Consider the following 26,318-nt stretch of genomic DNA (forward strand, 5'->3'; position numbering starts at 1 on the left):
TTACAGAACCAAAATGGTGCCCGGACAAGACGGTCGGCCCCCGGCGGCGGCGCTCAACGCAGATAGACCGCCTCGAAGGTCGCGAGCGTACGCCCGTCCTCCGCAAGCAGGGCGAGAGCGGTGCCGGAAAGCCGGAACGAGGCGGTCTCGCCAAGGGCAGCAATCAAGGCACGCTCGCGCGCCTCGAGCCCGACAGGGCAGGCCATCGTGGTCGAGGGGCCCGGGCGGAAGCGGAGCACCGTGCCGGCTGTCTCGAAACCGCCCAGCAGATGGTTGCAGCCGGCGGTGGCGGCGAAGCGCGGCGCGTCGAGCCGAAGCAGGAGGTAGGGCTCGCGTCGCCCCTCTTCCGGGTTGATGCTCTCCCCGGCAAGGCTGACGAGCCGCCAGTAGGTGTTGCGCAGGCTCGCCTGGGCTCGGGTGCGCTCGCAGGTCTCGCCCGGGCTGAGCGACAGGAAGCGTTCGACCACCACCGTCGGAGGTGTGCCCTCTCCCTCCATGCGCGGCCGGTCGGCGATCCTCGCCCCGATGCGCGCCATCAGTGCCGTGGGCAGAGCGCCCGCCTGCGGCTCCGGCCGTGCCTCGAGATAGGCGCGCTGCAGCGCGAGGAAGTCGCCCTCCATCGCAACCGGCCCGGAACGGCCGGAGGCGCAGTCGGTGAACCGTGCCGCATCGGCGAAATAGAGGAACATTCCGGGCAGCGCGAGCCGCGGCTCAAAGGGGTTGAAGTCGTGCTGACGCGTGAGCGTGTAGGGAAGGGGGCCCTCGATCGGCCTGCCTTCACGGTCGAGGAGGCGCAAGGAGCCGTTGCCGAGGATTTCGAACCGGGTCTCGGCGCCTTCGAGGACAAGCGCACGCCGATCCGGCTCCACATGCCACCGGCCGAGCCGATCCTCGGTGTGGCCGGAGCCGAGCCAGGTGCGTCGAAGCTGGAACACTTGGTCGGGCCAGAGGTCGAGCACGTGGCGTATCCCCGGTCCGCTCGCTGCCGGCAGGTCACCTGCGAAGGTTCCGGGCAGAACCAGCCCGTGCGCGCCCAGGCGCGGTTCCGCTTGGGCAGCGGTGGCAGCCGCAAGCGCAAGCGCGAGCGTGACCAGGGCAGCGATCGCGAGACGATGCATGGATGAGCCTCCGGTTCAAGACGTAGCAGGAGCGTATGGCAAGGCGCCATCGCGGCCGCACCGCCCCCCTCGCCAAGCGTTTCTCTCTGTCGCATCGTCCGACGAACCGTGGGAGAGTCGCGCAACGTCGCTCAGAGGAGATCCTCCGCATGCCGAATGCCGTTCTCGAGGCTGTCGCCGCCTGGGCAGACGAGCTCACCGCGATCCGACGCGACATCCACGCCCATCCCGAGCTCGGCAGGGAGGAGCACCGGACCGCGGCGCTGGTGGCGGCGAAGCTCCGCGAGTGGGGGGTTGATGTCACCGAGGGTGTGGGCAGGCTCGGCGTCGTCGGCACCATCACGGGCACGCACCCTGGCCAGCGGGCCATCGGTCTGCGCGCCGACATGGACGCGCTGCAGATCGAGGAAGCGACCGGCCTCCCGTGGGCCTCCACGCGGCCCGGGGTGATGCATGCCTGCGGCCATGACGGGCACACGACGATGCTGCTCGGCGCTGCCCGCTGGCTCAGCCAGAACCGTGACTTCGCGGGCACGGTGCACCTGATCTTCCAGCCGGCCGAGGAGGGGCGCGGCGGCGCGCGGGCGATGCTCGAGGACGGGCTGTTCACCCGCTTCCCCTGCGATGCCGTCTATGGCCTGCACAACAAGCCGACCATTCCGGCCGGCACCTTCGCCACCCGCAAGGGACCCGCGCTTGCCGCCGCCGACCGCTTCACCGTCACCTTCCGCGGCACCGGCGGGCATGGCGGATCCACACCGCATCTTGTGACCGACGTCACGATCGTGCAGGCGCATTTCGTGCTCGCGCTGCAGACGATCATCGGGCGGAACGTTCCGGCACTCGAGGCGGCCGTGCTCTCGGTCGGCTCGATCCATGGCGGCTCGCCCGTCTCCCCGAACGTGATGCCGGCGGAGCTCGTCGTTACCGGCACCGCGCGGAGCTACAGCCCGCGCGTGCGCGACCTGCTCGAGCGCCGGATCAGGGAGCTCGCGCAGGGGCTTGCCGTCGCCCATGGCTGCACGGCAGAGGTCGAGTACCGCCGCGGCGTCCCGGCCACGGTCAACCACGACGAGCAGACCGAAGTCGCGATGTCGGTCGCCGCACGCCTTGTCGGGGAGGAGAGACTCGACCGGGCGATGACACCGGTGGCGGGGGCGGAGGACTTCGCCCTGATGCTCGAGGCACGCCCAGGCAACTTCATATTCATCGGCGCCGGTGCCGGGCCCGACGGCACCTCGCCCAACCTCCACACCCCGCACTTCGACTTCAACGACGCGATCATCCCGCTCGGTGTCGCCTACTCGGTCGGGCTCGTGGAGCAGGAACTGGGCCTCGAGCAGAAGTAGCCACCGCTCACGCTCGTCTCAAATTGCGAGAAAGCGGACAAATGGGGGTGCCGCGCGTCGCGCGGGTGGTCTAGCATTGCGCCAAGGGTGGGGCGGCGGGATGGCCGGCACATGGCCGTCGGGGGCGCGGCGCCTCGGAAAGGTCCTGACGGGAGACGACGATGACGGAAGACGATCTTCGCGAACTAATCGGCCGTGTCCGGCGCGGCAGCCTGTCGCGGCGCGGGTTCGTTCGGCGCATGGCGGCGGTCGGCCTCACCGCGCCGATGGCGACACAGCTGCTTGCGATCGCGGGCGCCGCGCCGGCCGAAGCGCAGAGCGTTCCCGCCTATCGGCCGACACGGCGCGGCGGCGGCGCGCTCAAGATCCTCTACTGGCAGGCCTCGACCCTTCTCAACCCGCACTTCGCCGTCGGCACCACAAACCAGGATGCGAGCCGCGTGTTCTACGAGCCGCTCGCCGGCTGGGCGGCAGACGGCACGCTGCACCCGATCCTCGCCGCTGAGATCCCCTCGGTGGAGCGCGGCACGCTCGCTGCGGACGGCCGCAGCGTCACCTGGAAGCTGAAGCGGGGCGTAAAGTGGCACGACGGCCAGGACTTCTCGGCCGATGATGTGGTGTTCACCTGGGAGTATGCACGCAATCCGGCGGTCGCCAGTACCTCGGCCGGGTCATATCGGGACGTCAACGTTACCAAGGTGGACGACTACACGGTTCGAGTCGAGTTCCCGCGCCCCACACCGTTCTGGGCGGATGCCTTCGTCGCTTCGGTCGGCATGATCATCCCGCGCCACCTGTTCAAGGACTATGCGGGAGCCAACTCGCGCGACGCGCCCACCAATCTCCGCCCGGTCGGCACCGGCCCCTACAAGTTCGTCTCCTTCGCGCCGGGGGATGTGCTGCGCGGCGAAGCCAACCTCAACTATCACCTGCCGAACCGGCCGTTCTTCGACACGGTCGAGATCAAGGGCGGTGGCGATGCCGTCTCCGCCGCCCGCGCCGTGCTGCAGACCGCCGACTACGACTATGCCTGGAACCTGCAGGTCGAGGACGAGATCCTCAAGCGCCTCGAGGCGGCCGGCCGCGGGCGGGTGAACATCATCGCGGGCGGTGCGGTCGAGTTCGTGCAGCTGAACGCAACCGACCCGAACCGCGAAGTGGATGGCGAACGGTCGCACATCAGCACCGAACATCCCGCCTTCCGCGACCCCGCCGTGCGTCGGGCGATGGCGCTCTTGCTCGACCGCAAGGCGATCGAGGAATTCATCTACGGCCGCACCGGTCCCGCCACCGGCAACTTCCTCAACAATCCGCCGCGCTTCCGCTCGCCCAACACGAAGATGGAGTTCTCGATTGAGCAGGCGAACAAGGTGCTCGACGAGGCCGGCTGGGTGCGCGGCCGCGACGGCATCCGCGAGAAGGGCGGTGTGCGGCTCCGCTTCGTCTATCAGACCTCGGTGAACGCGCCGCGCCAGCGCACGCAGCAGATCTACCAGCAGGCGGCGCGACGCGCCGGCATCGAGCTTGAGCTCAAGGCGGTGACGGCGTCTGTGTTCTTCTCCTCTGACATCGCCAACCCCGACACTTTCGGCAAGTTCTACGCCGACATGCAGATGTACACGACGACGATGCCGCAGGCCGACCCGCAGCGGTTCATGAACCAGTACGTGTCGTGGGAGGTGTCGCAGAAGGCCAATTCGTGGCAGGGGCGGAACATCGTCCGCTGGCGCAACGCCGACTACGACGCCGCCTTCCGCGCCGCCGAGGCCGAGCTCGACCCGGTCAAGCGCGCGGCCCTCTTCATCCGCATGAACGACCTGATCGTCGGCTCCAACCACGTCATCCCGGTGGTGCAGCGGCCGACGGTCAGCGGCAGCCTCAACAACCTCCGTCCGGTCCTCAGCGGCTGGGATCTGACCATGTGGCTGCTGTCCGACTGGTATCGCGAGACCTGATCGGGACCTGGCCCGGCCCTGCCGTGGCGACACGGCCAGGGCCGGGCGACCCCGCCGACCTGCATCGTTCCGCGTGACGCAATACCTGATCCGCCGGCTTCTGATCGCGATCCCGAGCCTGTTCGGGATCAGCGTGATCCTGTTCATGCTGCTCGCGCTCGCGCCGGGCGACCCGTTCGAGGAGCTCGCCACCAACCCTGCCGTGCCGCCGGAGGTGCGGATGCAGCTCCGCGCGAGCCTCGGCCTCGACGACCCGATCCACGAGCGTTACATCGCCTGGCTCACCGCCATGCTGCGCGGCGAGTGGGGGTTCTCCTTCGTCAGCCGGATCGATGTCGATCAGCTGATCCTCCAGCGCCTGCCGACGACGATCCTCGTCATCGGCTCCTCGCAGGTGGTCGCTCTCCTGATCGCGCTCCCCGTCGGCGTGCTTGCCGCGACCCGCCCCTACTCGCTGTTCGACAAGGTGGCGAACACGCTTGCCTTCGTCGGGTTCTCGCTGCCGACTTTCTTCACCGGGCTGTTGCTGATCCTTCTGTTCTCGATCTATCTCGACTGGCTTCCGTTCGTGTACCGAAGCCAGATTGATGCGACCGGCTGGCGCTGGCTGTGGGAGCACATTCGCCAGGCGATCATGCCGGTGATGGTGCTCGGCCTCGCCCAAGGCGCGGCGTGGACGCGCTTCGTCCGCTCCGCCGTGCTCGACGTGATCCGTCTCGATTATGTGACCACCGCCCGGGCGAAGGGCCTGCCCGAGCAGCGCGTGATCACGCGCCACGTCGTCCGCACCGCGCTGATCCCTGTGGTCACGCTCGTCGCGCTGCAGATGCCGGCGGTCTTCGGCGGCGCGATCGTGACGGAGCAGATCTTCCGCGTGCCGGGCATCGGCTCGCTCCTGATCAGCGCGATCCTCGCCAACGACACGCCGGTGATCATGGCGGTGACCTTAGTGTTCTCCTGCCTCGTCATCTTCTTCAACCTGCTCGCCGACGTCATCTATGGCTGGCTCGACCCTCGCATCAGCTACAGCTGATCAGCCCGCCCCGGCGGTGGCGCAGCGCCCGCCCGTCTCGCTGTGGGGCGAGGCGTGGCGTCGCTTCCGCAAGCACAGGCTCGCGGTGGTGAGCGCGGTTCTGCTCTCGATTATCATCCTCGCCGTGCTTGCGGGCCCGCTGGTCTGGACCGTGCCGATCGACGAGATCGACTTCCGCGCGCGGCTGCAGGGGCCCTCCTGGGAGCATCCGTTCGGCACCGACGACTTGGGGCGCGACCTGCTCGCGCGCATGCTCTATGGCGGTCGCATCTCCCTTGCCGTCGGCTTCGCGGCGATGCTTGTCGCGGTGGTGGTCGGCGTGCTTGTCGGGTCGGTCGCCGGGATGTCGCGCGGCAGCGTCGATGCCGTGCTGATGTGGGTGACGGACCTGTTCCTCTCGCTGCCGTCGCTACCGCTCCTGCTGCTTGTGATCTACCTGTTCCGGGAACCGCTCCGGCACGCGGTCGGGCCGGAGCTCGGGATCTTCATCCTGATCGTCGCGGTGATCGGCGGCTTCAACTGGATGCAGGTGGCGCGGCTCGTGCGCGCCCAGTTCTTCTCCTTGCGCGAGAAGGAGTTCGTCGAGGCTGCGCGTGCCCTCGGCGCCTCCACGCCGCGACTCGTGTGGCGCCACATCCTGCCGAACGCTCTCGGGCCGGTGATCGTCGCCGCCACGATCGACGTCGCCGCCGCGATCATCGCCGAGAGCACGCTTTCCTTCCTCGGTCTCGGCTTCCCCCCAGACATCCCGACCTGGGGGCGACTTCTGTTCGACGCAAAGGACAATCTCGACTTCGCGCCGCACTGGGCTCTGTTCCCGGGCGGGGCCATCTTCCTCACCGTGCTCACCATCAACTTCGTCGGTGACGGGTTGCGCGACGCGCTCGACCCGCGGAGGGTGGTTTGAGCTCTGCCGCGGCCTTGGCCGCGACCGCGCCGCGCCAGGGGCTTCCGCCGCGGCTGCTCGAGATCGACGGGCTCAAAGTTCATTTCAGGACCGATGATGGCTGGGTTCGGGCGGTCGATGGCGTCTCGATCGGCATCGACCGGGGCGAGACGGTATGTGTGGTCGGCGAATCCGGCTGCGGCAAGACTGTCACGGCGATGACGGTCCTGAAGCTGATCGCCATGCCGCCCGGAAGGATCGTCGGGGGATCGATCCTCTGGCAGGGGCGCGACCTCGTGCCGCTCGCCCCTGCCGAGATGCAGAGCATACGCTCGAAGGAGATCGGCATCGTCTTCCAGGAGCCGATGACGTCGCTCAACCCGGTCTATACCGTCGGCGAACAGATCGCTGAGACGCTGCGGCAGCACGAGGGGCTCGGGCGTCGCGCCGCGCTCGACCGTGCCGCCGAGATGTTGCGCCTTGTGAAGATTCCGAATCCGCAGCGTCGTGTGCACGACTATCCGCACCAGTTCTCTGGCGGCATGCGCCAGAGGGTGATGATCGCGATGGCGCTCGCCTGCGGCCCGAAGCTTCTCATCGCCGACGAACCCACCACCGCCCTCGACGTCACCATCCAGGCGCAGATCCTCGATCTGATGGCGGAGATGAAGGAGCGCCTCAGCATGGCGGTGATGCTCATCACCCATGCCATGGGCGTGGTGGCGGAGACAGCGCAGCGCGTCGTCGTGATGTATGCCGGGAAGGTAGTGGAGGAGGCCCCCGTGGGCGCCCTGTTCGCGAACCCGAGGCACCCCTACACGCAGGGGCTGATCCGCTCGATCCCCCGCATCGACAGGGCCGCGACGCACAAGGTGAGGCTCGAGGCGATCCCCGGCACCGTGCCGAGCCTGCTCAACCCGCCCCCCGGCTGTCGCTTCGCCGCGCGCTGCCGGCATGCGACCGAGGCCTGCCGCGAGGCCGAGCCACCGCTGCGTGAGCTCGCCCCGGGGCATTTCGTGGCATGCATCCACGCATGACCGAGGCGGGACGCACAGCCATGGCCGGGCCGCTGCTCGAGGTGAAGGATCTCGTGAAGCGCTTTCCCGTGAAGGGGGGGATCCTCCGCCGCACGGTGGACGAGGTTCATGCCGTCTCGGGCGTGAGCTTCAGCCTTGGCGCCGGGGAGACGCTCGGGCTCGTCGGCGAATCCGGCTGCGGCAAGTCGACGACGGGGCGGCTGATCCTACGGCTGATCGAGCCGACATCGGGTGAGATCTGGTTCCAGGGGCGGAACATCACCGCTCTCGAGCGCACCGCGCTCGCGCCCTTGCGGCGCGACATGCAGATCATCTTCCAAGACCCGTATGCCTCGCTGAACCCGCGCATGACCGTCGGCGCGATCATCGGCGAGGCGCTCGTGATCCACAGGCTCGCCTCGACCCAGCGCGAGATCGAGGACAGGGTAGTGGAGCTGCTCGAGACGGTCGGGCTGAAGGCCGACCAGATTCGCCGCTTCCCGCATGAGTTCTCGGGCGGCCAGAGGCAGCGAATCGGCATCGCCCGCGCGCTTGCCGTCTCGCCCAAGCTGATCGTCTGCGACGAGCCGGTCTCGGCGCTTGACGTCTCGATCCAGGCGCAGGTCGTGAACCTGCTCGAGGACCTGCAGGAGAAGTTCGGCCTCAGCTACATCTTCATCGCGCACGACCTCTCCGTGGTCGAGCACATCTCCGACCGCGTGGCGGTGATGTATCTCGGCCGGATCGTCGAGAACGCCACCGCCAAGGACCTCTACACCACACCGCTCCACCCCTACACGGAAGCGCTGCTCTCGGCCGTGCCGATCCCTGACCCGACCGTGAAGCGAACGCGCATCCGGCTCGAGGGAGACGTTCCGAACCCGCTGCGCCCTCCTTCGGGCTGCCACTTCCACACGCGCTGTCCGATCGCGAAGGCGGACCCTTGCTCGACCACCGCACCGCCGCTGCGCGAGGCGCGGCCCGGCCACTGGGTGGCCTGCCACTTCCGGGGGTGAGCGCGCTTAGGCCACCTCGATGGCGAGATGGGCAAGGCAGTCGCCGCGCTCGCAGCGCGCCGGGTGCCGCTGGCACACCACGACGCCGTCGCGCTTGAAGAAGCACGGCGTGGGCGGCCGGGCCGGGTCGTCAACGTAATGGATCCGGCCGCAGAGATCGCCCCTGCGCACGCTATCGCCGATCGCGGTCGCGGGCTCGAACACGCCCCCGTCCGGTGCGTAGACGAAACAAGCCTGGTCGGGCACCTCGAACATCCGGGTCGGCCGCGGCTCGGGCGGGCCACCGGGCAGGATGCCCAGGAAGCGCAAGGTCCGGATCAGCCCCTCCTCGAGGAAGGCGAGCGCCGTTCGGTTGAGCGACCCGCCGCCGCCGAACTCTCCCCCGAGCGCAGGCACGCCGCGTCGCATCGCCGCGCCCGGTGAGTAGCGCGGGTCCGCCCCCTGACGCCAGTGAAGCGAGACGGGCGCGCCGAAGTTGCGCAACGCCGCAAGCCCGCGCGCATTCACCGCAGGGTCTGGCCCCTCGTGCGTCGAGGCGAACGGCATGTAGGCGAGCGAGCCGCCTCCCGAGTGAAGGTCGTGGAATAGATCCGCACGGGGGAACAGGACGCTGTCGACATAGTGGGCGATCTGCTGCGTCACCGTGCCGTCGGGCGAGCCGGGGAAGGAGCGGTTGAGGTTGCCGCCGTCGATCGGCGAGACTCGGGTTCCCGCCATCACGGCGGGAAGGTTCAGCGCGGGCAGGATGATGACACGGCCGCGGATCGTTTCCGGCGAGAGCTCGCGGATCAGGTTGCACAGAGCGACTTGGCCCTCGTACTCGTCGCCATGGTTGCCGGCGGTGAAAAGAGCCGTCGGCCCCTCACCGTTGCGAACAACGGCGACGGGGATGTCGATCATCCCGTAGGCCGAGCGCGTCACGGAGTGGGGCAGGTGCAGCCAATCGACCTGCTTGCCATTGCGCTCGTAGTCAATGTCCGACCAGATCCTGGTTCTCTGCTCCATGGCACGCTTCCCCCTGGCTAGCCTCATCCTTCGACGTCCCGCCGGGGGCCGCAAGCCTTCCGTTGCGGGGCCGGCCGCGAGATGCTTTCATTGCGAAGAAAAACGGGAGGCCGAGGCACCGTGCGCCTGTTCGCTGCGACGCTCGCGACCGAGAGCAACACCTTCTCGCCGTTGCCCACAAGCCTCGCCGCCTTCAGGGAGGGGGTGTTCCTCCGCCCTGGCGAGCATCCCGACGATGCGCCGCGGATGTGCACCGCGCCGCTCTTTGTCGCGCGCCGCCGCGCCGGGAAGGACGGGTTCACGCTGGTCGAGGGGAGTTGCTTCGCAGCAAGTCCCGCCGGCACGACCAACCGCGCCGACTACGAGTTCATGCGCGACGAAATCCTCGGCCAGCTCAAGGCTGCCCTGCCCGTGGACGGCGTGCTCCTCGGCCTGCACGGGGCGATGGTGGCGCACGGCTATGACGACGTCGAGGGAGACATCCTCGAACGGGTGCGCGAAATCGTCGGGCCGAAGGTGGTCATCGGCGTCGAGCTCGACCCTCACTGCCACCTGACGAAGCGGCGGGTTCAGGCCGCCGACATCACGATCCTCTACAAGGAGTTCCCGCACACCGACGTCGCCGAACGCGCCGAGGAGGTGCTCGACCTCGTGCTCGCGACGCTGCGCGGCGAGCTCAATCCCGTCACCTCCGTCTACGACTGTCGCCAGATCGGCTCGTATCCGACGACGCAGCCCCTGATGCGCGCCTTCGTCGACAAGGTGAAGGCGATGGAGGGCAAGGACGGAATCCTCTCGATCTCGATCGGCCACTGTTTCCCCTACGCCGATGTCGAGGAACTGTCGGGGCGGATCCTCGTCATCACCGACAACGACAAGGCCAAGGCCGATGCGGTCGCGACCGCGCTCGGCGAGGAGTTCGTCTCGATGCGCGGCAAGACCGCTCCGCCCTACGAGACGGTCGAGGGCGGGATCCGCAGCGCGCTGAGCCACAACGGCGCGCCGGTGGTTGTGGCCGACCCGGCGGACAATGCCGGCGGCGGTGCGCCGAGCGACAACACCACCATCCTCCGCCACCTGATCGAGACGGGTGCGGAAAGTGCTGCGCTCGCGCCGATCTGGGACCCGGTCGCGGTCCGGCTCTGCTTCGACGCTGGGCTCGGCGCGCGCTTCCCGCTCCGTTTCGGCGGCAAGATCGCCCCCACCTCCGGCCAGCCGATCGATGCGACGGTGACGGTGACGAGGCTGGCCCGCGACGCCTGGCAGAGCTTCGGGCCGACCAAGGTGCCGGTCGGCGACTGTGCCGCGATCCGCGTGGGCGGACTCGAGGTCGTCCTGATCTCGAACCGGACGCAGGCGCTCGGGCTCGAGATCTTCCGCAATGTCGGCATCGAACCGACGGAGCGGAAGCTCCTGGTGGTGAAGTCCACCAACCACTTCATGGGCGCGTTTGGCCCGATCGCCGCGAAGGTGATCTACGTTGACAGCGACGGCCCGCTCTCGCGGGACTATCGCAGGCTTCCCTACACCAAGGTCGCGCGGCCGATCTGGCCGCTCGACGAGGTCACGCATCCGGGCCTCATTCTCTAGGCACCGAGGCGCAACGGCAACAGGGAGAACCGATCGATGAAGACGACACGCAGGGCCTTGATGGGTGGCGCGGCGGCGGTGCTCGCGGCACCGGGCATCGTCCGATCGCAGCCGCGCCCGCCGGCGAACCGCACGCTTCGCGTCATCCTGCACGGCGACATCCCGACCTACGACCCGATCTGGACCACGGCCAACATGGCCGCGAACCACGGCGCGCTCGTCTATGACACGCTCTGGGGAATCGACGAGAAAGTGACGCCGCAGCCGCAGATGGTGGGCCGCTGGGGCTGGTCGGACGACAAGCTGACGCTGACAATGGAGCTCCGCGACGGGCTGAAATGGACCGACGGGACAGACGTGACTTCGCGTGACTGCGTCGCCTCGATCCGACGCTGGGCGGCGCGCGACGGCGCGGGCCAGCACATGATGCAGCGCGTGCGCGAGGTGACCACGGGGGATGCGCGCACCATCATCGTCAAGTTCCGCGAGCCCTACGGCATCGCGCTCGACGCCTTCGCCAAGACCTCGACGCCGTTCTGCTTCATGATGCGCGAGAAGGAAGCGCTGACCGACCCGATGCAGAAGATCGAGACGATCGTCGGCTCGGGCCCCTTCATCATGAACGAGCGCGAGACACGTGCCGGCACGCAGTATGTCTATGACCGCAATCCGAACTACGTCCCCCGCTCCGAGCCCGCCTCCTGGATCGCTGGCGGCAAGGTCGTTCATGTCGATCGCGTGATCATCCTCAACGTTCCTGATCCGCAGACGCAGATCGCCGCGCTGCAGGCAGGGGAGGTCGATTTCCTCGAGACCCCGTCGCTCGACAACATCCCCGAGCTCGAGGCCGACCGCAACATCAGGCTCGCGGAGCGCAACCCGCTTGGCGATGTCGGCTGGATCAGGCTGAACTTCCTCCACCCGCCTTTCAACAACGTCAAGGCGCGCCAAGCTGTGCTCTGGGCCGTGAACCAGGAGAACCACCTCAAGGCGACCTTCGTCGACCCGCGCTTCTATCGGAAATGTGGCGCCTACCTGACCTGCGGCACGCCGTTCGAGAACGACGCGAATACGGAATGGTTCACAAAGGGGCCTGACCTTGAGCGCGCCCGCCAGCTCCTGCGCGAGAGCGGCTATAAGGGCGAGCCGGTGATCCTGTTGCAGGCCACCAACATCCTCTACATGACGAATTCGGCGCAGATCCTTGCGCAGGAGCTTCGCGCCGTCGGCTTCAACATCCAGATGGTGCCGATGGACTGGTCGGGCGTGGTGCAGCGCCGGGCGGTGAAGGCGCCGCCCGACCAGGGCGGGTGGAACATCTTCCTCACCTCGGCCGACGGGCTCTCCTCCTCCAACCCGATCTGGGCGGCGGCACATGCCGCGACCGGGGAGCGTGGCTGGTTCGGCTGGCCGTCGGACGAGAAGCACGAACGCCTGCGCGACGCCTGGGTCGCCGCCCCGGACCTCGCGACGAGGCAGAAGATCGCGCGCGAGCTCCAGGCCAACGCCTGGGACTTCGTGCCGACGGTCTATTACGGCCAGTGGAAGCGGCCGATGGCGTTCCGGAGCAACACCTCCGGCTGGATCGCGACACCGGGCTGCGTGCCGTTCTGGAACGTCCGCAAGACCTGATGCGTCGCCCGAATCCGGGGCCCCTTCCCGCTGGGCGGCGGGAAGGGGCTATGGTCGCTGGAGCGCCGGCGGCGCGATGATCGCCTACATTATCCGCCGGCTGCTCGCGACCATACCGGTCATGGTGCTCGTTGCCGTGATCGTGTTCCTGCTCGTGCATCTCGCGCCCGGCGACCCCGCTAGCGTGATCGCCGGCGACAATGCGACCTCGGACCAGATCGCCGCGATCCGCGCAGCCCTCGGGCTCGACCAGCCGCTGTGGCGTCAGTTCCTCATCTGGGTGGGGCACATTCTCGAGGGCGATCTCGGCACCTCGCTGTTCTGGAACACGCCGGTCGCCGAGCTCATCCTCCAGCGCGCCGAGCCGACCATCTCTCTCGCCGCGACCACCCTTCTCCTCGCCGTTCTGATCGCGATCGCCCTCGGCGTGCTCGCGGCCTGGAAGGCCGGTTCGGGGCTCGATCGCACGGTCATGGCGGTGGCCGTCACCGGGTTCTCGGTGCCGGTCTTCGTGGTCGGTTATCTGCTCGTGTTCGTCTTCGCAATCGAGCTGCGCTGGCTCCCCGTCCAGGGCTACCGGCCGATCTCCGAAGGATTCTGGCCCTGGTTCGAGCGGCTGATCCTGCCGTCGGTCGCGCTTGGCCTCGCGTATGTCGCCCTGATCGCGCGCATCACCCGCACCGCGATGCTCGAGGTCCTCGCGGAGGACTACATCCGCACCGCCGAGGCGAAGGGTGTGGCGACCCGGCCGGTGCTGCTCAAGCACGCGCTCAAGAACGCCGCCGTGCCGATCGTGACCATCGTCGGCATCGGCGTCGCACTCCTCATCGGCGGTGTGGTGATCACCGAGACGGTGTTCAACATCCCCGGCATCGGCCGGCTCGTGGTCGATGCGATCGCGCGTCGCGACTATCCGATCATCCAGGGCGTGATCCTCGTGTTCTCGGGCATCTATGTGCTCGTGAACCTTGCCGTCGACATCTCCTACACCTTCTTCGATCCGCGGGTGCGCTACTGATGGCGGGGGCGGTCGCCGAGGTCGCGGTAGCGCCGGCCGCTGGGGGCTTCGGGCGGTTCGCGCGACGCAACCCGACGATCGTGGTCGGATCGGCGCTTCTGGTCGTGATGGTGCTCGCCGCCCTCGCCGCACCCTGGATCGCCGGTGATCCGCTCTCCGTCGCGCCGGTGAACAGGCTGAGGCCGCCCAATCTCGCGCATCTCTTCACGCCCGGAGCGGTCGATCGGTTCGGCACGGACCACCTCGGTCGCGACATGTTCGCACGCACCATCTACGGCGCGCGGGTGTCGCTCGTCGTCGGCCTCGCGGTCGCGTTCTTCTCGACGTCGATCGGTCTCGTGATCGGCCTTGTCGCGGGCTATTTCCGCCTCGTCGATGCGGTCGTGATGCGTCTGATGGACGCGCTGATGTCGATCCCCGCCATCCTGCTCGCGATCGCGCTGGTCGCGCTCACCCGCGGCGGGGTGCCGGTGGTGATCTTCGCCATCACCGTGCCCGAGATCCCGCGTGTCGTGCGGCTCGTCCGCGCTGTGGTGCTGACCGTGCGCGAGCGGCCCTTCATTGATGCCGCGATCTCCGTCGGCTCGCGCCCGAGCAAGGTGATCTTCCGCCACATCCTGCCGAACACGCTGCCGCCGCTGATCGTGCAGGCGACCTATATCTGCGCCTCCGCCATCCTCACCGAGGCCGGGCTCTCCTTCCTCGGCGCGGGCGTGCCGCCCGAGATCCCGACCTGGGGCAATATGATCGCGCAGTCGCGCCTGTTTCTCTCGCGCGCGCCATGGACGGTGTTCTTCCCCGGAGCCTGTCTCGCCATCGTGGTGCTTGCGATCAATCTCGTCGGGGACGGCCTGCGTGACCGGCTCGACCCGCGGCTCGCGCGCCGGATGCGCTGATGCAGACCACCGCACCGCTGCTTTCGGTCGAGGACCTACGGACGCATTTCTTCACGGTCGATGGTGTGACGCGCGCGGTCGACGGCGTGTCCTTCACCGTCAACCCGGGCGAGACGCTCGGCATCGTCGGCGAGTCGGGCTGCGGCAAGAGCGTGACCGCTCTCTCCATCCTTCGCCTGCTGCCGCCGCGCATCGGCCGCATCGTCGGCGGGCGGGTGGTGTTCGAGGGAACCAACCTGCTCGATCTCGACATCGAGGCGATGCGCGCGATCCGCGGCAACCGGATCGCGATGATTTTCCAGGAGCCGATGACGAGCCTGAACCCGGTGTTCACGATCGGGGAGCAGATCGCCGAGGCGGTGCGAATCCACCAGGGCGCGTCGCCCGCCGCAGCGCTCGCCCGCGCCGAGGAGATGCTCACCCTCGTGCGCATCCCCGATGCGAAGCGCCGGCTCGGCGACTATCCGCACCAGTTCTCGGGCGGCATGCGCCAGCGGGTGATGATCGCGATGGCGCTCTCCTGCAACCCGAAGCTTCTGATCGCCGATGAGCCGACGACGGCGCTCGACGTCACCGTCCAGGCGCAGATCCTCAAACTCATGCTCGAACTGAAGGAGCGCACCGGTGCGGCGGTGATGCTGATCACCCACGCGCTGCCGGTCGTTGCCGAGACGTGCCAGCGCGTGATCGTGATGTATGCGGGGCGGATCGTCGAGACGGCGTCGGTGCTCGACCTGTTCGACCGGCCGCTGCACCCGTACACGCGCGGGCTGATGGCCTCGATCCCCCGGCTCGGGCTCGCCGCACGCCAGCGTCGTCTTGCCGAGATCCCGGGCATCGTACCCGACTTGCGCAAGCCTCTGGTCGGCTGCGCCTTCGCCCCGCGCTGCCCGATCGCGGATGACCGCTGCCGCGCCGAGGCGCCGCCGCTCGCCGACCATGGCGATGGCCATCTCGCCGCCTGCTGGAAGCCGGAAGTGCTAGCATGACCGCCCCCGTGCTCGAGGTCGAGGGTCTGACGAAGCATTTCTCGGTCGAGCGCGGCATCCTGCGCCGGCCGGTCGCCTGGGTGCGGGCGGTCGACGGGGTCGATTTCGCGATCGCACCGGGAGAGACGCTCTGCCTCGTCGGCGAATCGGGCTGCGGAAAGTCGACCGTCGCGCGGCTCGTGCTCCGCCTTACCGAGCCGACCGCGGGTGCGATCCGCCTCGGCGGCACCGACATCACCGCCCTGTCCGAGGCGGAGATGGCGCCCTGGCGGCGGCGCATCCAGATGGTGTTCCAGGACCCCTATGCATCGCTGAACCCTCGGCTCCGGGTTGGGCAGATCGTCGGCGAGCCGCTCGAGAATTTCGAGCCGCTCTCGGCCTCGGAACGGGCGGAGCGCGTGGGCGAGATCCTCGCCAAGGTCGGGCTCAGGCCGGAGGCAGCGAACCGCTTCCCGTTCGAGTTTTCGGGCGGGCAGCGGCAGAGGATCGGCATCGCTCGAGCGCTTGCGCTTCGGCCCGACCTGATCGTCGCCGACGAGCCGGTCTCGGCCCTTGATGTCTCGGTTCAGGCACAGGTGCTGAACCTCCTGATGGACCTGCAGGAGGAGTTCGGGCTCGCCTTCCTTTTCGTGAGCCACGACCTTGCGGTGGTGGAACATATCGGTCACCGGATCGCGGTGATGTATCTCGGCCGGATCGTCGAGATCGGCCCCAAGGACGAGGTCTTGGGCGACCCGAAGCACCCCTACACCCAGGCGCTGATCGCCGCCGCCCCCGTGCCTGACCCGCGCGCGAAGCGCGACCGCCTCGTGCTCGAGGGCGACGTGCCGAGCCCGCTGAACCCGCCGCCCGGATGCCGGTTCCACACACGCTGTCCCTTCGTCATGCCGCGCTGCCGCGAGGAGGAGCCGCGGCTGCGCGAGGTGGGGCAGGACCATCGCGCAGCCTGTCACCTTCTGGAGGGTGGATGAGCGTCCTCGACCGGCTGGGTGTGGTCCGCCGCATCAACGCCGCTGGGACGCTCACACGCCTCGGCGGCAGGCCGATGGCGCCGGAAGTTGCGGCGGCGATGGCCGAGGTCGCAACCGTCTCGCTCGACATCGCGGACCTGCAGCAGGTGGCCGGCGATCGAATCGCCGCGCTGCTCGGGGCCGAGGCGGCGATGGTGACGACAGGCGCCTCCGCGGCGCTGACGCTCGCGGCCGCCGCCTGTCTCACCGGAAGCGATCTTGCGCGGATGGCCGCCCTTCCCTTCACCGACGCCTTCCCGAACGAGATTCTGCTGCCACGCACGCATCGGACGATGTATTCGCGCGCGCTGAGCCTCGCCGGCGCGCGGCTGATCGATCTCGGGCACAACGATCGCGGAACGGGAGCGGGAGTGCGCGGCCTCGAGGCCTGGGAGATCGATGCCGCGATCACGCCCCGCACGGCGGCTTTCGCCTTCACCGCGACGCCGGAGACGATCGCCGACCTTCCCGCCATCGCCGCGCACTGCCGCGCGCGCGGCATTCCCCTCATCGTCGATGCGGCCGCGCAGCTCCCGCCACGGGAGAACCTGCGGCGGCTGATCGCGCTCGGGGCCGATCTCGTCTGTTTCTCGGGCGGCAAGGCGATCGGCGGGCCGCAGGCCTCGGGCATCCTCGCGGGCCGAGCCGATCTCGTCGGCTCGGCGCTGGCCCAGCAGCTCGACATGGACATACGCGTCGAGGCCTGGTCGCCGCCGCCATTGCTTGCGCAGATCCTTCATGGCAGGGCGCCGCCGCACGGCATCGGCCGCGGCTTCAAGGCGGGCAAGGAGGAGATCATCGGGCTTCTCGTCGCGCTCGAGCGCTTCGTGGCCGCCGACGAGGCGGCGGAGCGGGCCTCGCTCGAGCGCCGCCTCCGTGCCATCGCGGCAGCGCTCGGCGGTCTTGTCGGCGTCGATGCCGAGCTCCTGCACGGCGGGCGTGCCCCGCAGCTTGCGATCACGCTCGAGCCGCTCGAGCGCGCCAGAGCAGCGGTCACGCGGCTGCTCGCGCACTCGCCGCCCGTGCATGTCGGCGAACGCCGCGTCGCCCAGGGCGTGCTGCTGATCGACCCGCAGGCGCTCGCGCCGGAGGACGACGCCGAGCTGGCCGCCGCCCTCCGCGCCGCGCTCGCGTTGGGCTGAGGAGTCAGCCCGGGCGCGATCGCGCGGGGGCGAGCATCCTTGTTGCGTCTGCCCCCGGCACTTGGGCGCCATGGGGCCGAGGCACTCGCTCGCGCTTCGCTCGATCGATCGTCCGCGGCGAAGCAGCCTTCCTGCCGGCGTGGGCCGAGCGTCCCTGCGGCTCAGCCTAAGATCCGACGAGAAGCCGCAGCAGATCGGCGCTGTTGCCGTTCCCCCTGAGGACCCGCGCGCCCACCTCACGGGACCGGACATCGCCGAGGGCCGGGAGCGTGCAGGCGGCGAACTTCGCCAGCAGATCGCGCTCCTCCATCGGCCGCGCCGGCATTCCCGTCGCGACCGGATTGTACCGCGCCAGACACGTCCCGTCGCGCAGCATGATGCGCAGGGTGGCGCTTTCCGAGGCGGCATCAGGGTCGAACGCATCGGGCTCGGGGCGAAGCGTGATTCGCGCCATCAGGTCCTGCGCCTCGGGCGCACGCCACGCCTCGGCTTCGAGATGATGCACCGAGAGATCGCCAAACAGGGCGATGCAGGTGAGTGCCGCCTGAAGCGAGAACTGCGCCTGCGAAACGCTCTGCGGCTTGTCGAACACGAGGCTTTCGACGACGAGGCGCGGCGCTCCGCAGTCGATCGAGATTATATCTGTGGCTGCAAGAGCGTGAGCGCGCATCAGGTCACGCAGCGCCTCGCCTGCGGCCTGGACCGCCGAACACGCAGGGAAGAGCTTGCGGGCAACGCCGGGCGAGAGCAGCCGCCACTCCGTTGCGCAAAGCGAACGGCCGATCCTCGGAGGGGCGATGTCGAGGAGAACGCACCCGCGCACGGCGGCGAAGCCGCGGGGATGCTCGATGACGTCGAGCCGGCCGTCGAGCCTGGCAGCGGCGAGGCCCGCGGCTTCTACGCCCAGGCGGGCGGCATGGCCGCAGCCGAGCGGCTTGGCGGCCGTGCCGAGCACGGCCCGATAGCCGGCTGCGAGCAACGCTGCATGGGCGATTGCGACAGCGCATCCGGCCGGATCAAGCCGCAACGCGCGTGCCGCGCCGGCGGCGGCACCGACGGCGCCGAAGAGCCCGGTCGTCCACCACCCGTCGACGTAGGTGACGTTGGTCATCGCCTCGCCAAGCGCGTAGGCGGTCTCGACACCGGCGACGAACGCGCAGCGCGCCTCGGCATCGCTGCGGCCAAGCCGAGACGACACGGCGAGCACCGCAGGCAAGACGACCGCGCTCCCATGCATGATCCCCGCATACGAGGTGTCGTCATAGTCCCATACATGCGCTGCCGTGCCGGCGAGGAACGCCGAACGCGCCGGCGCAGCACCGGCCCCTTCTTGCCCGCCTCCATCGCCGCTGCACAGAAAGGAGTTGGCGAAGCTCCGGGCCGCGACGGGGGTTGGATGGCTGAGGCCGGCGACCGCGACGCCGATCGTGTCGAGAAGGCACCGACGTGCCTCGGCATCGATCTCCGGCGGGAGGTCTGTTGGCGTCAGTGACGCGGCGAAGGCGCCGAAGCGGCGGGCGAAGCTCATGCATCGGCACGCCGGCGCAGGTCGTCGAGCGTGGCGCGTGCGATCCGAACACCGCTCGAGCGCGCGGCCGACCGGGCGGCAGTCGGCGTGCCCCGGGCACCCGCACGCCCTGGTGCCGCAGCATCGCGCCGATCAGCGCCCCGACCCGGGATGCGAAGCCGCTGCCGAGACAGTCCGGATCGATCGCGATGAAGCTTTGGCCGGTACGCGGCGGCCCCCCCTCCATGGTTGCGAAGGACGATGCCTCGAAGCCGAACTGCGCTCCGATGAGGGCGGCGGCGAGGATCTCGACCATCAGCGCCTGTCCTGCCCCCTTGTGCCCCCCGGCCGGCATCAAGCGTCCACGCAGAGCGGCTGCCGCGTCGGTCGTCGGCCTGCCGTCGGCATCGAGAGCCCAGCCCTCGGGCAGATTCGCGCCCATTTTCGCGCGCAGCATGATCTCGCCTCGCGCAACGACGCTGGAGGACTGGTCGATCACAATCGGATCCGCTCCGGCGACCGGGCAGGCAAAGGCGATCGGATTGGTTCCGAACAGCGGCGTGATGCCGCCCCACGGAGCGACGGATGCGGGTGCGTTGACGAACCCCAGGGCGACCAGCCCCTCGCGGGCGAGACGCTCGACGTGATCGCCGACGACGCCGCAGTTATACGAGTTCGTGATGCCGAGAAGTGCGATTCCGTTACGCCGCGCCGCCTCCGCGACCACCGGCAGGCCGAGGTCGATGGCGGGATGGGCGAAGCCGGTGGCCGCATCCACCACAGCGACGCCAGGCCGCGGCTGCGACAGGACGACGGGTCTTGCCCGCCCGTCCACGTTGCCGCAGGCGACGTGGTCGCAATAGGTCGGCAGGCGAAGAAGGCCATGGCTCTCGAGGCCTTGCGCCTCCGCGGCTGCCACCGATGCCGCGACAGGACGCGCGTTCGCCGGATCGGTTCCGGCGCGGCAGAGCGCGGCGAAGGCGAGACGCTCGATCTCGTCGAGAGCGATCGTTTCGGTATCGTCGGTCATGGCCGTCCTGCCGCTCAGGGAGCGTCGAAGCGGGTGAATGCACCCCGGCGCCGGTAGAGGTCCGCGTAGCGCTCAAAGGCGTCCTCATCGAGCGCGATGCCGAGCCCTGGCTTGTCCGACGGGCGCACCCCACCGTCGCGCACCAGCCAGACCGGACCGTCGACCAGGTCGTCCTCGCACCAGGTGATCAGCGACTGGGCAGACCGGTCCGCCTCCTCGCAGGCCATCCCGAAATGGCAGAGCGGGGCCCAGCCGATCCCCGTCTCGCCGTTCGAGCGAAGCCAGAACCGCCTGCCCATCGACGCAGCGATCGCCGCCATCCGCATGCAGCCGCCGATCCCGCCATCGACATTGATGTCGCCGACGAGATTGTCGATCGCTGGGTAGTGGACGATCTTTTCCGGGTCGGTGCAGTGCGTCGAGACCGGAACACCGAAATCGCGCCGCAGCCGCTGCATCCCGTCGAGTGCTACAACCGGCTCCTCGACATCGGCGAGCATGTGTCCCGCCGCAGCGAGGAAGCGCCGCGCGTCGTCAATCCGCATGCCCAGATTGGCGTCAACCGCAAGCGAAACGCTCGGCCCGACGGCCTCGTGCACCGCCGCGACGGTCTCGATATCCGTCTCCACCGGATGGCGCCCGACCTTGAACTCGAAGATCGAGGCCCCGGTGGCGGCCACCTGCTGCTTCGCAATGCCGGCCATGATCGACGGCACGTCCTCGAGCTCGTGGCCTTCCTCGAGCGCGACGGTATGGGCATAGGCAACGAACGGCGCACGCTCTCGAACCGGCCCGCCGAGCGGCGATAGAGCGGCTGGCCGGTCGCCTTGCCGAACAGGTCCCACAGAGCGATCTCGATGCCGGCGAACGCCACGGCGCCTGCCGGGTCGGCGAGATAGCCGAAATCCCGATGCGCGCCGAGGCAGAGCCGGCGGGCCGTCTCGCGGTCGAGGGCGCTCGCGCCGACGAGCCGTGGCACGAAACGTTTCGCGATCAGTCCTGATTCGGTGTCGCCTGGCGCCTCGCCATAACCGACGAGGCCGTCGCGTGTGCGCACCCGGATGATCGTCCGCGTATGGCCATAGGAACGGCCGAAGGCCCAGGCGCAAGTGCGCGTCGCGGGGATGCTAACCGGAGTGGCCTCCAGCGAGTCGATGATCATGGTGTCCTCGGGTCGATCTCGATGGCCTTGCCGAGCCAGGGAATGAGGGACCGGATCTCCGGCAGGAGCTTCGCCTCGACCGTGCGCCGCGCCCTCTCCGCGAGGGCGCGCGGCAGGTCTCCGACTTCGCCGCGATGGGCGAGCAGGGTGAGCCGTCGCGTGAGCCCCGGAGCGCTGAGCGGCATCGGCACGACGCGGTGATGCGCCACGTGCGCCTCATGCAGGCAGAGCGGGGTGGTCAGCGCCCAGCCGTGACCGTCGCCGACGGCAGCGAGCAGGGCGGAGCTCAGGTCGAACTCCATGTAGCGCGGCACGTCGAGGCCCAGGCGGCGGATATGGCGCTCGACCATCAGGCCGGTTTGCGACCGGCTCGAGTAGCGCAGGAAGGGCAGGTCGCGCGCGAGCGTGGCGAGACCCGACTGTGCCGCCGCCTCCCGGCCGCGCGGGACGGCGAGAATGAAGGGCTCGACGAGAATCGCGTGCCGCTCGATGCCGTCGACATCCTGCCGATCGTCGGCGGAGACGACGATGTCGATCTGGCGTCGGAGCAGCGCCTCACTGAGCCCTGCGGTCAGGTCCGCGAGCATCGTCGTATGCGCCGCCGCCTCGCTAAGCACCTTCGCAAGCGTCGGCCCGAGCGAGGCGGCGACAGAGTGGACGAGCCCCACGCGCACGTGCGGCAGCTTCGTGCGCGCCGACTTGAGCACGGCAGGGATGGTCTGGAACGCCTCCTCGAGGATCCGCTCCGCGCGCCGGCGCAGGGCCGCCCCTGCAGGGGTGACGCCGAGCGGCCGCATCCTGCGGTCCACCAGCGTCACGCCGAGGTTCCTCTCGAGCAGGCCGATCGTGTGCGAGACCGCCGGCTGAGTCATCCTGAAGCGGCGTGCCGCCTCGGTCATCGAGCCTGTGGTGCAGACGGCCTCGTAGACCTGCAGGGTCTTCAGGTCGAAGGGGGGGTCGCGCGAGCCCGATTTCTTCCGGCGAGGCGGTGGCATGCGGCAAGCCTAGGGCGCCTCGGTCGGGAAGGGGAACCGCCGGACGGGGTGACGGCTCGCTGCGGCCCTGCGTCGTACCGTATCGGAAACGCCCTCGCAGCCGGGCTTACAGGGGCACATCGGCGTCAAGCCCGAACTCGCCGGCCGAGGCGGTGAGCCAGTGCCACAGGTCTCCCGCCGCTGCACGCGGCCCGAGGAGATCGTAGGTGCTGCCGTCATCCCGCCGGGCGAGGTGCGCCTGAAGGTGGGTCACCCACACCGGAACGCTGTCGCCGGGCCGGAACACCCGCGGATGGAGATCGATCGAGATCCCCTTGGCGAGGCAGGCCCTGACCTTCGGACCGTGCAGCCGCAGGAGGAAGCGCCCGTCCGACTGGTCGACGATCGTTGCGTTCTCGCCGCAGGCTTCGAGAAGCGGGGCTTCCGGATCTTCCCAGCCCTCCGCGAGCACGAGCCAGCGGTCTGGCCCGGTCCAGGCGACGTCGACTCGGTTTCCGCTGACGAGGCGGCGCGGCGCGACCAGCGACTCGGCACAGCCCGCGAGCGACGCAAGCGCCGCGCGGCACCGATCGGCCCGGCCGCTTCGTGCCGTGACCAGGGCGATGGACAGGGGCCAGACCAGCCTTGCGCTGACTCCGGCCTCCCCCGCGTCCGCGCCGTAGCGGCCGGAGCGGGCGAGCCCGTGCAGCGCATGAGTCGCAAGCGAGGCGCAGTCACCCACGGAGACGGGTTCCTTCCAGATCAATGAAGCAGGCGGGAGAAACGCGAACCGGCGTGTCGCGACCGCGCACGGGGTCACAGGCGCGCACCACCGTTCCGAGCCGCGCCGTGCCGTTGGAGAGGAGGCCGAGGCCGATCCAGTGCCCGAGCGTCGGCGAATAGGCCGTGGAGGTCATGTGGCCGAGATCGTTCCCAACTGTCATCGGCGCGCCCGGCTCGAAGAAGTGTGCCCCGGCGGAGAGCACAGCGCTTCGGTCGATCGGCGCGAAGCCGCACAGGACAGGGCGGGCGGGATCAAGGAAGGCAGGGCGGAACGACAGGGTGCGGCCGATGAAATCCTTGCGGGTGGAGAGTAGCCGCGCCAGGCCGAGATCGGCGGCGGTGGTCTGTCCGTTGAGCTCACCTCCCGCGGGATGCCCTTTCTCGATCCTCAGGATCGAGAGTGCCTCTGTTCCGTACGGCATGATGCCGAACGGCGCGCCGGCTCGGCGAGCGCCGCGGCGAGCCAGTTTCCATAGCGCGCCGGCACGCTGATCTCATAGCCGCGCTCGCCGGAGAAGGAGACCCGGAAGATGCGGGCGGGAACCTCTGGCCCGAGGCGCGCCGCGCGCACGGCGAGGTATGGCAGGGCCTGATCCGACACGTCGGCTCCCCCGGCAACGATCCGCTCGAGCACGTCGCGTGATCGCGGTCCCGCAAGGGCGACCTGCGCCCACTGGTCGGTCACCGAACAGAACTGCACGTCGAGCTCCGGCCAGAGCATCGCATGGCAGTATTCCATGTGTTGCAGCACGCGTGCCGCGTTGGCGGTCGTCGTCGTGACGAACCAGCGCTCTTCGCCGAGTCGCGCGACGGTGCCGTCATCGAGAACGATGCCGTCCTCCCGGAGCATCAGGCCGTAGCGAACCCGGCCGACGGGCAGGGACGAGATCGTGTTCGCGTAGAGACGGTCAAGGAACGTTCCCGCGTCGCGACCCTGGACGTCGATCTTTCCGAGTGTCGAGACGTCGCAGAACCCGACGGCGGAGCGCACGTTCGCCGCCTCCCGCGAGGCCGACTCGAGCCAGCCGCGCTCACCCGCGCGGGGATAGTACTGCGCCCGCAGCCATGCCCCGGCCTCGACGAACACGGCGCCTGCGGCATGCGACCAGGCGTGGGTTGGCGCGAGGCGGGTCGGGCGGAAGTGCCTGCCGCGCGCGTGGCCTGGGAAGGCCCCGATTGCGACCGGTGTAAAGGGCGGGCGGAAGGTTGTCGTCCCGGCCGACTCGATCGGGCGTCCCGTCAGCTCCGCCATCAGGGCAAGCGCGGTCACGTTCGCGGTCTTCCCCTGATCCGTCGCCATGCCGAGGGTCGTGTAGCGCTTCATGTGCTCGGCGCGGCGAAACCCCTCCCGTTCGGCCAGTGCGAGATCGCGGTCGGTGACGTCATTCTGGAAATCGATGAAGCACTTCCCCCGTGCCCCGCGCACGCGCCACTGCGGCGCGTGGCTGGACGGCTCGGGCTCGGCGCGCGGTGCGGGCATGGGCCGTGCAGCATAGCCAGCGGCTTCGGCGGCGGCAGAACCGGCGGCGATCCTGTCGGCGAGGCAAAGATCGAGGCTCCACCGTCCCGAGGCGGCTCCGGCTGCATGCATGCCTACCGGGAGCTCGCCAGGGGCGAAGGCCGAAACCGGAGGGCTCCAGACAGGCTGGCAGCCTGTGTGCGAGGCGAGGTGGATGGTCGGGTTCCACCCGCCCGACATCGCGATGAGGTCGCACGCGATGGTGCTGCGGCCCGAAGGCCCGAGAATGGAGGCGGCGGTCACGCCGCGCTTCGTTCCCTCGGCCCGGATCACACAGGAGCCCTGGTGCAGGCTTGCGCCCGCGCATTCCGCAGCGTGGCGCATCACCTCGCTCGACTGAGGGCGCGGGTCGACGACCGCCGCAATCGTTGCGCCGGCATAAATGAGATCGTCGATCGTGCGTGCCGCCTCGTCTCCCGTTGCGAAGACCGTCACCCTCCCGCTAGGCAGAACGGCGAAGCGGTTGATGTAGGTGCGGACCGCTCCCGCAAGCATGACACCAGGCCGATCATTGTCGCCGAAGACGAGGGGACGCTCGATCGCCCCTGTCGCGAGAACGCTTGACCGAGCGATGACGCGCCACAGCCGCTGCCGCGGCACGAAGGGAGGCGGCTCGGCGAGATGGTCGGCGACGCGTTCGATCGCGGCGAACGTGCCGTGGTCGTAGGCCCCGAAGACGGTCGTGCGCGTGAGGATCGTCACCTCCGGCATCGAGGCGAGCTCGGCCGCGTTACGGTCGGTCCAGACCGTTCCGGCCTCGCCTTCGATGCGCATCCGTTCCAAGAGAAGCCTGCCGCCGAGCTCGAAGTCCTGCTCGCAGAGAACCACGCGCGCCCCGGCCCGCCCTGCCGCGAGGGCGGCGGCCAGCCCGGCCGGCCCGGCGCCGATCACGAGAACATCGCTGTGCAGCGTCACCTTCTCGTAGGCGTCCGGGTCGGCGAGGCCCGAGGCACGGCCGAGCCCCGCCGCACGCCTGATCAGCGGCTCGTAGACACGCGCCCGGAACGAGGCGGGCCACATGAAGGTCTTGTAGTAGAACCACGCCGCGAGGAGGGGCGAGAACCAGCCATGGACGGCACGCAGGTCGAAGGCGAGCGAGGGCCAGCGATTCTGGCTCTGCGCCGCGAGCCCGTCGTAGAGCTCGACCTCGGTCGCCCGCGTGTTCGGTTCGCGCCTCGCCCCGGTGCGCAGTTCGACGAGCGCATTCGGCTCTTCCGGCCCGGCGGAGAGCAGGCCGCGCGGGCGGTGATACTTGAACGACCGGCCGAACAACCGCACGCCGGCGGCGAGCAGGGCGGAGGCGAGGGTGTCGCCGGCGAAGCCCCGGTATGCCCTCCCGTCGAACGAGAACGCGAGCTCGCGCCGGCGGTCGATCCTTCCGCCCCCCGGTAGGCGCCTCGGTCCCGTCGTCGCGGTCATCGCCGGACCTCTGCCGCTGGGATGGCGCGGAAGACGGCGTGGGTGCGCGTGTCGCGCTCGACGATCAGGATCGCGCGGCAGCCGCCGGCATGGTGGAACACTTCGCGATGGCGGCCTGCCGGATTGTCGCGCAGGTAGACGTAGTCGATGAACGCCTCATGTCCGGCATCAGGTGCCGGACGGGCCGGATCGGCCGCACCGAGCTCGACGAACTCGTCGATCGACCGCTCGCCGCAGTAGGGGCAGGGAATGCGCATGAGCTGCCCTCG

At 69.3% G+C, this 26,318-nt stretch carries 22 protein-coding genes and 2 pseudogenes; 13 read left to right on the forward strand and 11 right to left on the reverse strand.

The genetic code is table 11. The features are described 5' to 3' along the window. Nucleotides 1-53 precede the first annotated feature (53 nt). Entirely contained in the window at nucleotides 54-1,118 is a 1,065-nt protein-coding gene (locus KO353_RS13070) for an META domain-containing protein (RefSeq protein WP_218285173.1), read from the reverse strand. 149 nt (nucleotides 1,119-1,267) lie between these two features. On the opposite strand from KO353_RS13070, the gene KO353_RS13075 reads away from it, so the two are divergent. From KO353_RS13075 to KO353_RS13100, 6 genes are all read left to right on the forward strand, one after another. Continuing rightward, nucleotides 1,268-2,467, forward strand: coding sequence for a M20 aminoacylase family protein (locus KO353_RS13075; RefSeq protein WP_218285175.1), 1,200 nt, complete (start codon nucleotides 1,268-1,270; stop codon nucleotides 2,465-2,467). A 161-nt stretch (nucleotides 2,468-2,628) separates the two neighbouring features. Next, entirely contained in the window at nucleotides 2,629-4,422 is a 1,794-nt protein-coding gene (locus tag KO353_RS13080; protein WP_218285176.1) for a peptide ABC transporter substrate-binding protein, read from the forward strand. A 73-nt stretch (nucleotides 4,423-4,495) separates the two neighbouring features. Next, nucleotides 4,496-5,455: an ABC transporter permease gene (locus KO353_RS13085; protein ID WP_218285178.1), complete on the forward strand. Its 960-nt coding sequence runs from the start codon at nucleotides 4,496-4,498 to the stop codon at nucleotides 5,453-5,455. A gap of 16 nt (nucleotides 5,456-5,471) precedes the next feature. Further along, nucleotides 5,472-6,362 (forward strand): ABC transporter permease, encoded by an 891-nt coding sequence (locus KO353_RS13090; protein ID WP_235691862.1) that lies wholly within the window; start codon nucleotides 5,472-5,474, stop codon nucleotides 6,360-6,362. Beyond that, entirely contained in the window at nucleotides 6,359-7,378 is a 1,020-nt protein-coding gene (locus KO353_RS13095) for an ABC transporter ATP-binding protein (protein WP_235691863.1), read from the forward strand. Before KO353_RS13090 ends, KO353_RS13095 begins: the two co-directional genes overlap by 4 nt. 20 nt (nucleotides 7,379-7,398) lie before the next feature. Continuing rightward, the gene (locus KO353_RS13100; protein WP_218285180.1) at nucleotides 7,399-8,373 is read left to right on the forward strand and encodes an ABC transporter ATP-binding protein; all 975 of its coding nucleotides are present in this window, start codon (nucleotides 7,399-7,401) and stop codon (nucleotides 8,371-8,373) included. Between the two features lie 6 nt (nucleotides 8,374-8,379). Here the strand turns inward: KO353_RS13100 and KO353_RS13105 are convergent, their stop codons facing one another. Further along, a complete protein-coding gene (locus KO353_RS13105; RefSeq protein WP_218285182.1) occupies nucleotides 8,380-9,378 on the reverse strand; it encodes a succinylglutamate desuccinylase/aspartoacylase family protein in 999 nt (332 codons plus the stop codon). A gap of 120 nt (nucleotides 9,379-9,498) precedes the next feature. Here KO353_RS13105 and KO353_RS13110 point away from each other — a divergent pair, with 120 nt between their 5' ends. The 7 genes from KO353_RS13110 (at nucleotide 9,499) to KO353_RS13140 (ending at nucleotide 17,655) form a co-directional block, all read left to right on the forward strand. Continuing rightward, on the forward strand, nucleotides 9,499-10,968 hold the full coding sequence (locus KO353_RS13110) for a M81 family metallopeptidase (RefSeq protein WP_218285183.1): 1,470 nt from the start codon (nucleotides 9,499-9,501) through the stop codon (nucleotides 10,966-10,968). 36 nt (nucleotides 10,969-11,004) lie between these two features. Then, on the forward strand, nucleotides 11,005-12,600 hold the full coding sequence (locus KO353_RS13115; RefSeq protein WP_218285184.1) for an ABC transporter substrate-binding protein: 1,596 nt from the start codon (nucleotides 11,005-11,007) through the stop codon (nucleotides 12,598-12,600). A gap of 76 nt (nucleotides 12,601-12,676) precedes the next feature. After that, a complete protein-coding gene (locus tag KO353_RS13120) occupies nucleotides 12,677-13,618 on the forward strand; it encodes an ABC transporter permease (protein WP_218285185.1) in 942 nt (313 codons plus the stop codon). Then, a complete protein-coding gene (locus KO353_RS13125; RefSeq protein ID WP_218285186.1) occupies nucleotides 13,618-14,514 on the forward strand; it encodes an ABC transporter permease in 897 nt (298 codons plus the stop codon). Before KO353_RS13120 ends, KO353_RS13125 begins: the two co-directional genes overlap by 1 nt. Beyond that, nucleotides 14,514-15,503, forward strand: coding sequence for an ABC transporter ATP-binding protein (locus tag KO353_RS13130; protein WP_218285188.1), 990 nt, complete (start codon nucleotides 14,514-14,516; stop codon nucleotides 15,501-15,503). The genes KO353_RS13125 and KO353_RS13130 overlap by 1 nt, the downstream gene beginning before the upstream one ends. Beyond that, a complete protein-coding gene (locus KO353_RS13135; RefSeq protein WP_218285189.1) occupies nucleotides 15,500-16,474 on the forward strand; it encodes an ABC transporter ATP-binding protein in 975 nt (324 codons plus the stop codon). The genes KO353_RS13130 and KO353_RS13135 overlap by 4 nt, the downstream gene beginning before the upstream one ends. Beyond that, a complete protein-coding gene (locus KO353_RS13140; RefSeq protein WP_218285190.1) occupies nucleotides 16,471-17,655 on the forward strand; it encodes an aminotransferase class V-fold PLP-dependent enzyme in 1,185 nt (394 codons plus the stop codon). The genes KO353_RS13135 and KO353_RS13140 overlap by 4 nt, the downstream gene beginning before the upstream one ends. A gap of 166 nt (nucleotides 17,656-17,821) precedes the next feature. Here the strand turns inward: KO353_RS13140 and KO353_RS13145 are convergent, their stop codons facing one another. The 9 genes and pseudogenes from KO353_RS13145 to KO353_RS13175 all read right to left on the reverse strand — a co-directional run bounded on the left by KO353_RS13145 (nucleotide 17,822) and on the right by KO353_RS13175 (nucleotide 26,306). Continuing rightward, nucleotides 17,822-19,183 (reverse strand): MmgE/PrpD family protein, encoded by a 1,362-nt coding sequence (locus KO353_RS13145; RefSeq protein WP_235691869.1) that lies wholly within the window; start codon nucleotides 19,181-19,183, stop codon nucleotides 17,822-17,824. Nucleotides 19,184-19,325: 142 nt separating this feature from the next. Continuing rightward, a pseudogene (locus tag KO353_RS13150) lies at nucleotides 19,326-20,192 on the reverse strand (Ldh family oxidoreductase); the annotation flags it as partial. A 14-nt stretch (nucleotides 20,193-20,206) separates the two neighbouring features. Continuing rightward, complete coding sequence (locus KO353_RS13155; protein ID WP_235691870.1) at nucleotides 20,207-21,037, reverse strand: mandelate racemase/muconate lactonizing enzyme family protein; 831 nt, start codon at nucleotides 21,035-21,037, stop codon at nucleotides 20,207-20,209. Nucleotides 21,038-21,057: 20 nt separating this feature from the next. Then, a pseudogene (locus KO353_RS17095) lies at nucleotides 21,058-21,354 on the reverse strand (hypothetical protein); the annotation flags it as partial. After that, nucleotides 21,351-22,349, reverse strand: coding sequence for a LysR family transcriptional regulator (locus KO353_RS13160; protein ID WP_218285194.1), 999 nt, complete (start codon nucleotides 22,347-22,349; stop codon nucleotides 21,351-21,353). The gene KO353_RS13160 and the pseudogene KO353_RS17095, both read right to left, overlap by 4 nt. A 106-nt stretch (nucleotides 22,350-22,455) precedes the next feature. After that, entirely contained in the window at nucleotides 22,456-23,070 is a 615-nt protein-coding gene (locus KO353_RS13165) for a sarcosine oxidase subunit gamma (protein WP_218285195.1), read from the reverse strand. Beyond that, entirely contained in the window at nucleotides 23,063-23,533 is a 471-nt protein-coding gene (locus tag KO353_RS16540; RefSeq protein WP_235691872.1) for a glycine cleavage T C-terminal barrel domain-containing protein, read from the reverse strand. Before KO353_RS16540 ends, KO353_RS13165 begins: the two co-directional genes overlap by 8 nt. Continuing rightward, nucleotides 23,500-26,049, reverse strand: a complete 2,550-nt coding sequence (locus KO353_RS13170) for a 2Fe-2S iron-sulfur cluster-binding protein (protein WP_235691873.1) — start codon at nucleotides 26,047-26,049, stop codon at nucleotides 23,500-23,502. Before KO353_RS13170 ends, KO353_RS16540 begins: the two co-directional genes overlap by 34 nt. Then, nucleotides 26,046-26,306: a sarcosine oxidase subunit delta gene (locus tag KO353_RS13175; protein ID WP_218285197.1), complete on the reverse strand. Its 261-nt coding sequence runs from the start codon at nucleotides 26,304-26,306 to the stop codon at nucleotides 26,046-26,048. The genes KO353_RS13170 and KO353_RS13175 overlap by 4 nt, the downstream gene beginning before the upstream one ends. Between the last annotated feature and the right edge of the window lie 12 nt (nucleotides 26,307-26,318).

The organism is Elioraea tepida, assembly GCF_019203965.1.
Lineage (GTDB): Bacteria > Pseudomonadota > Alphaproteobacteria > Acetobacterales > Acetobacteraceae > Elioraea_A > Elioraea_A tepida.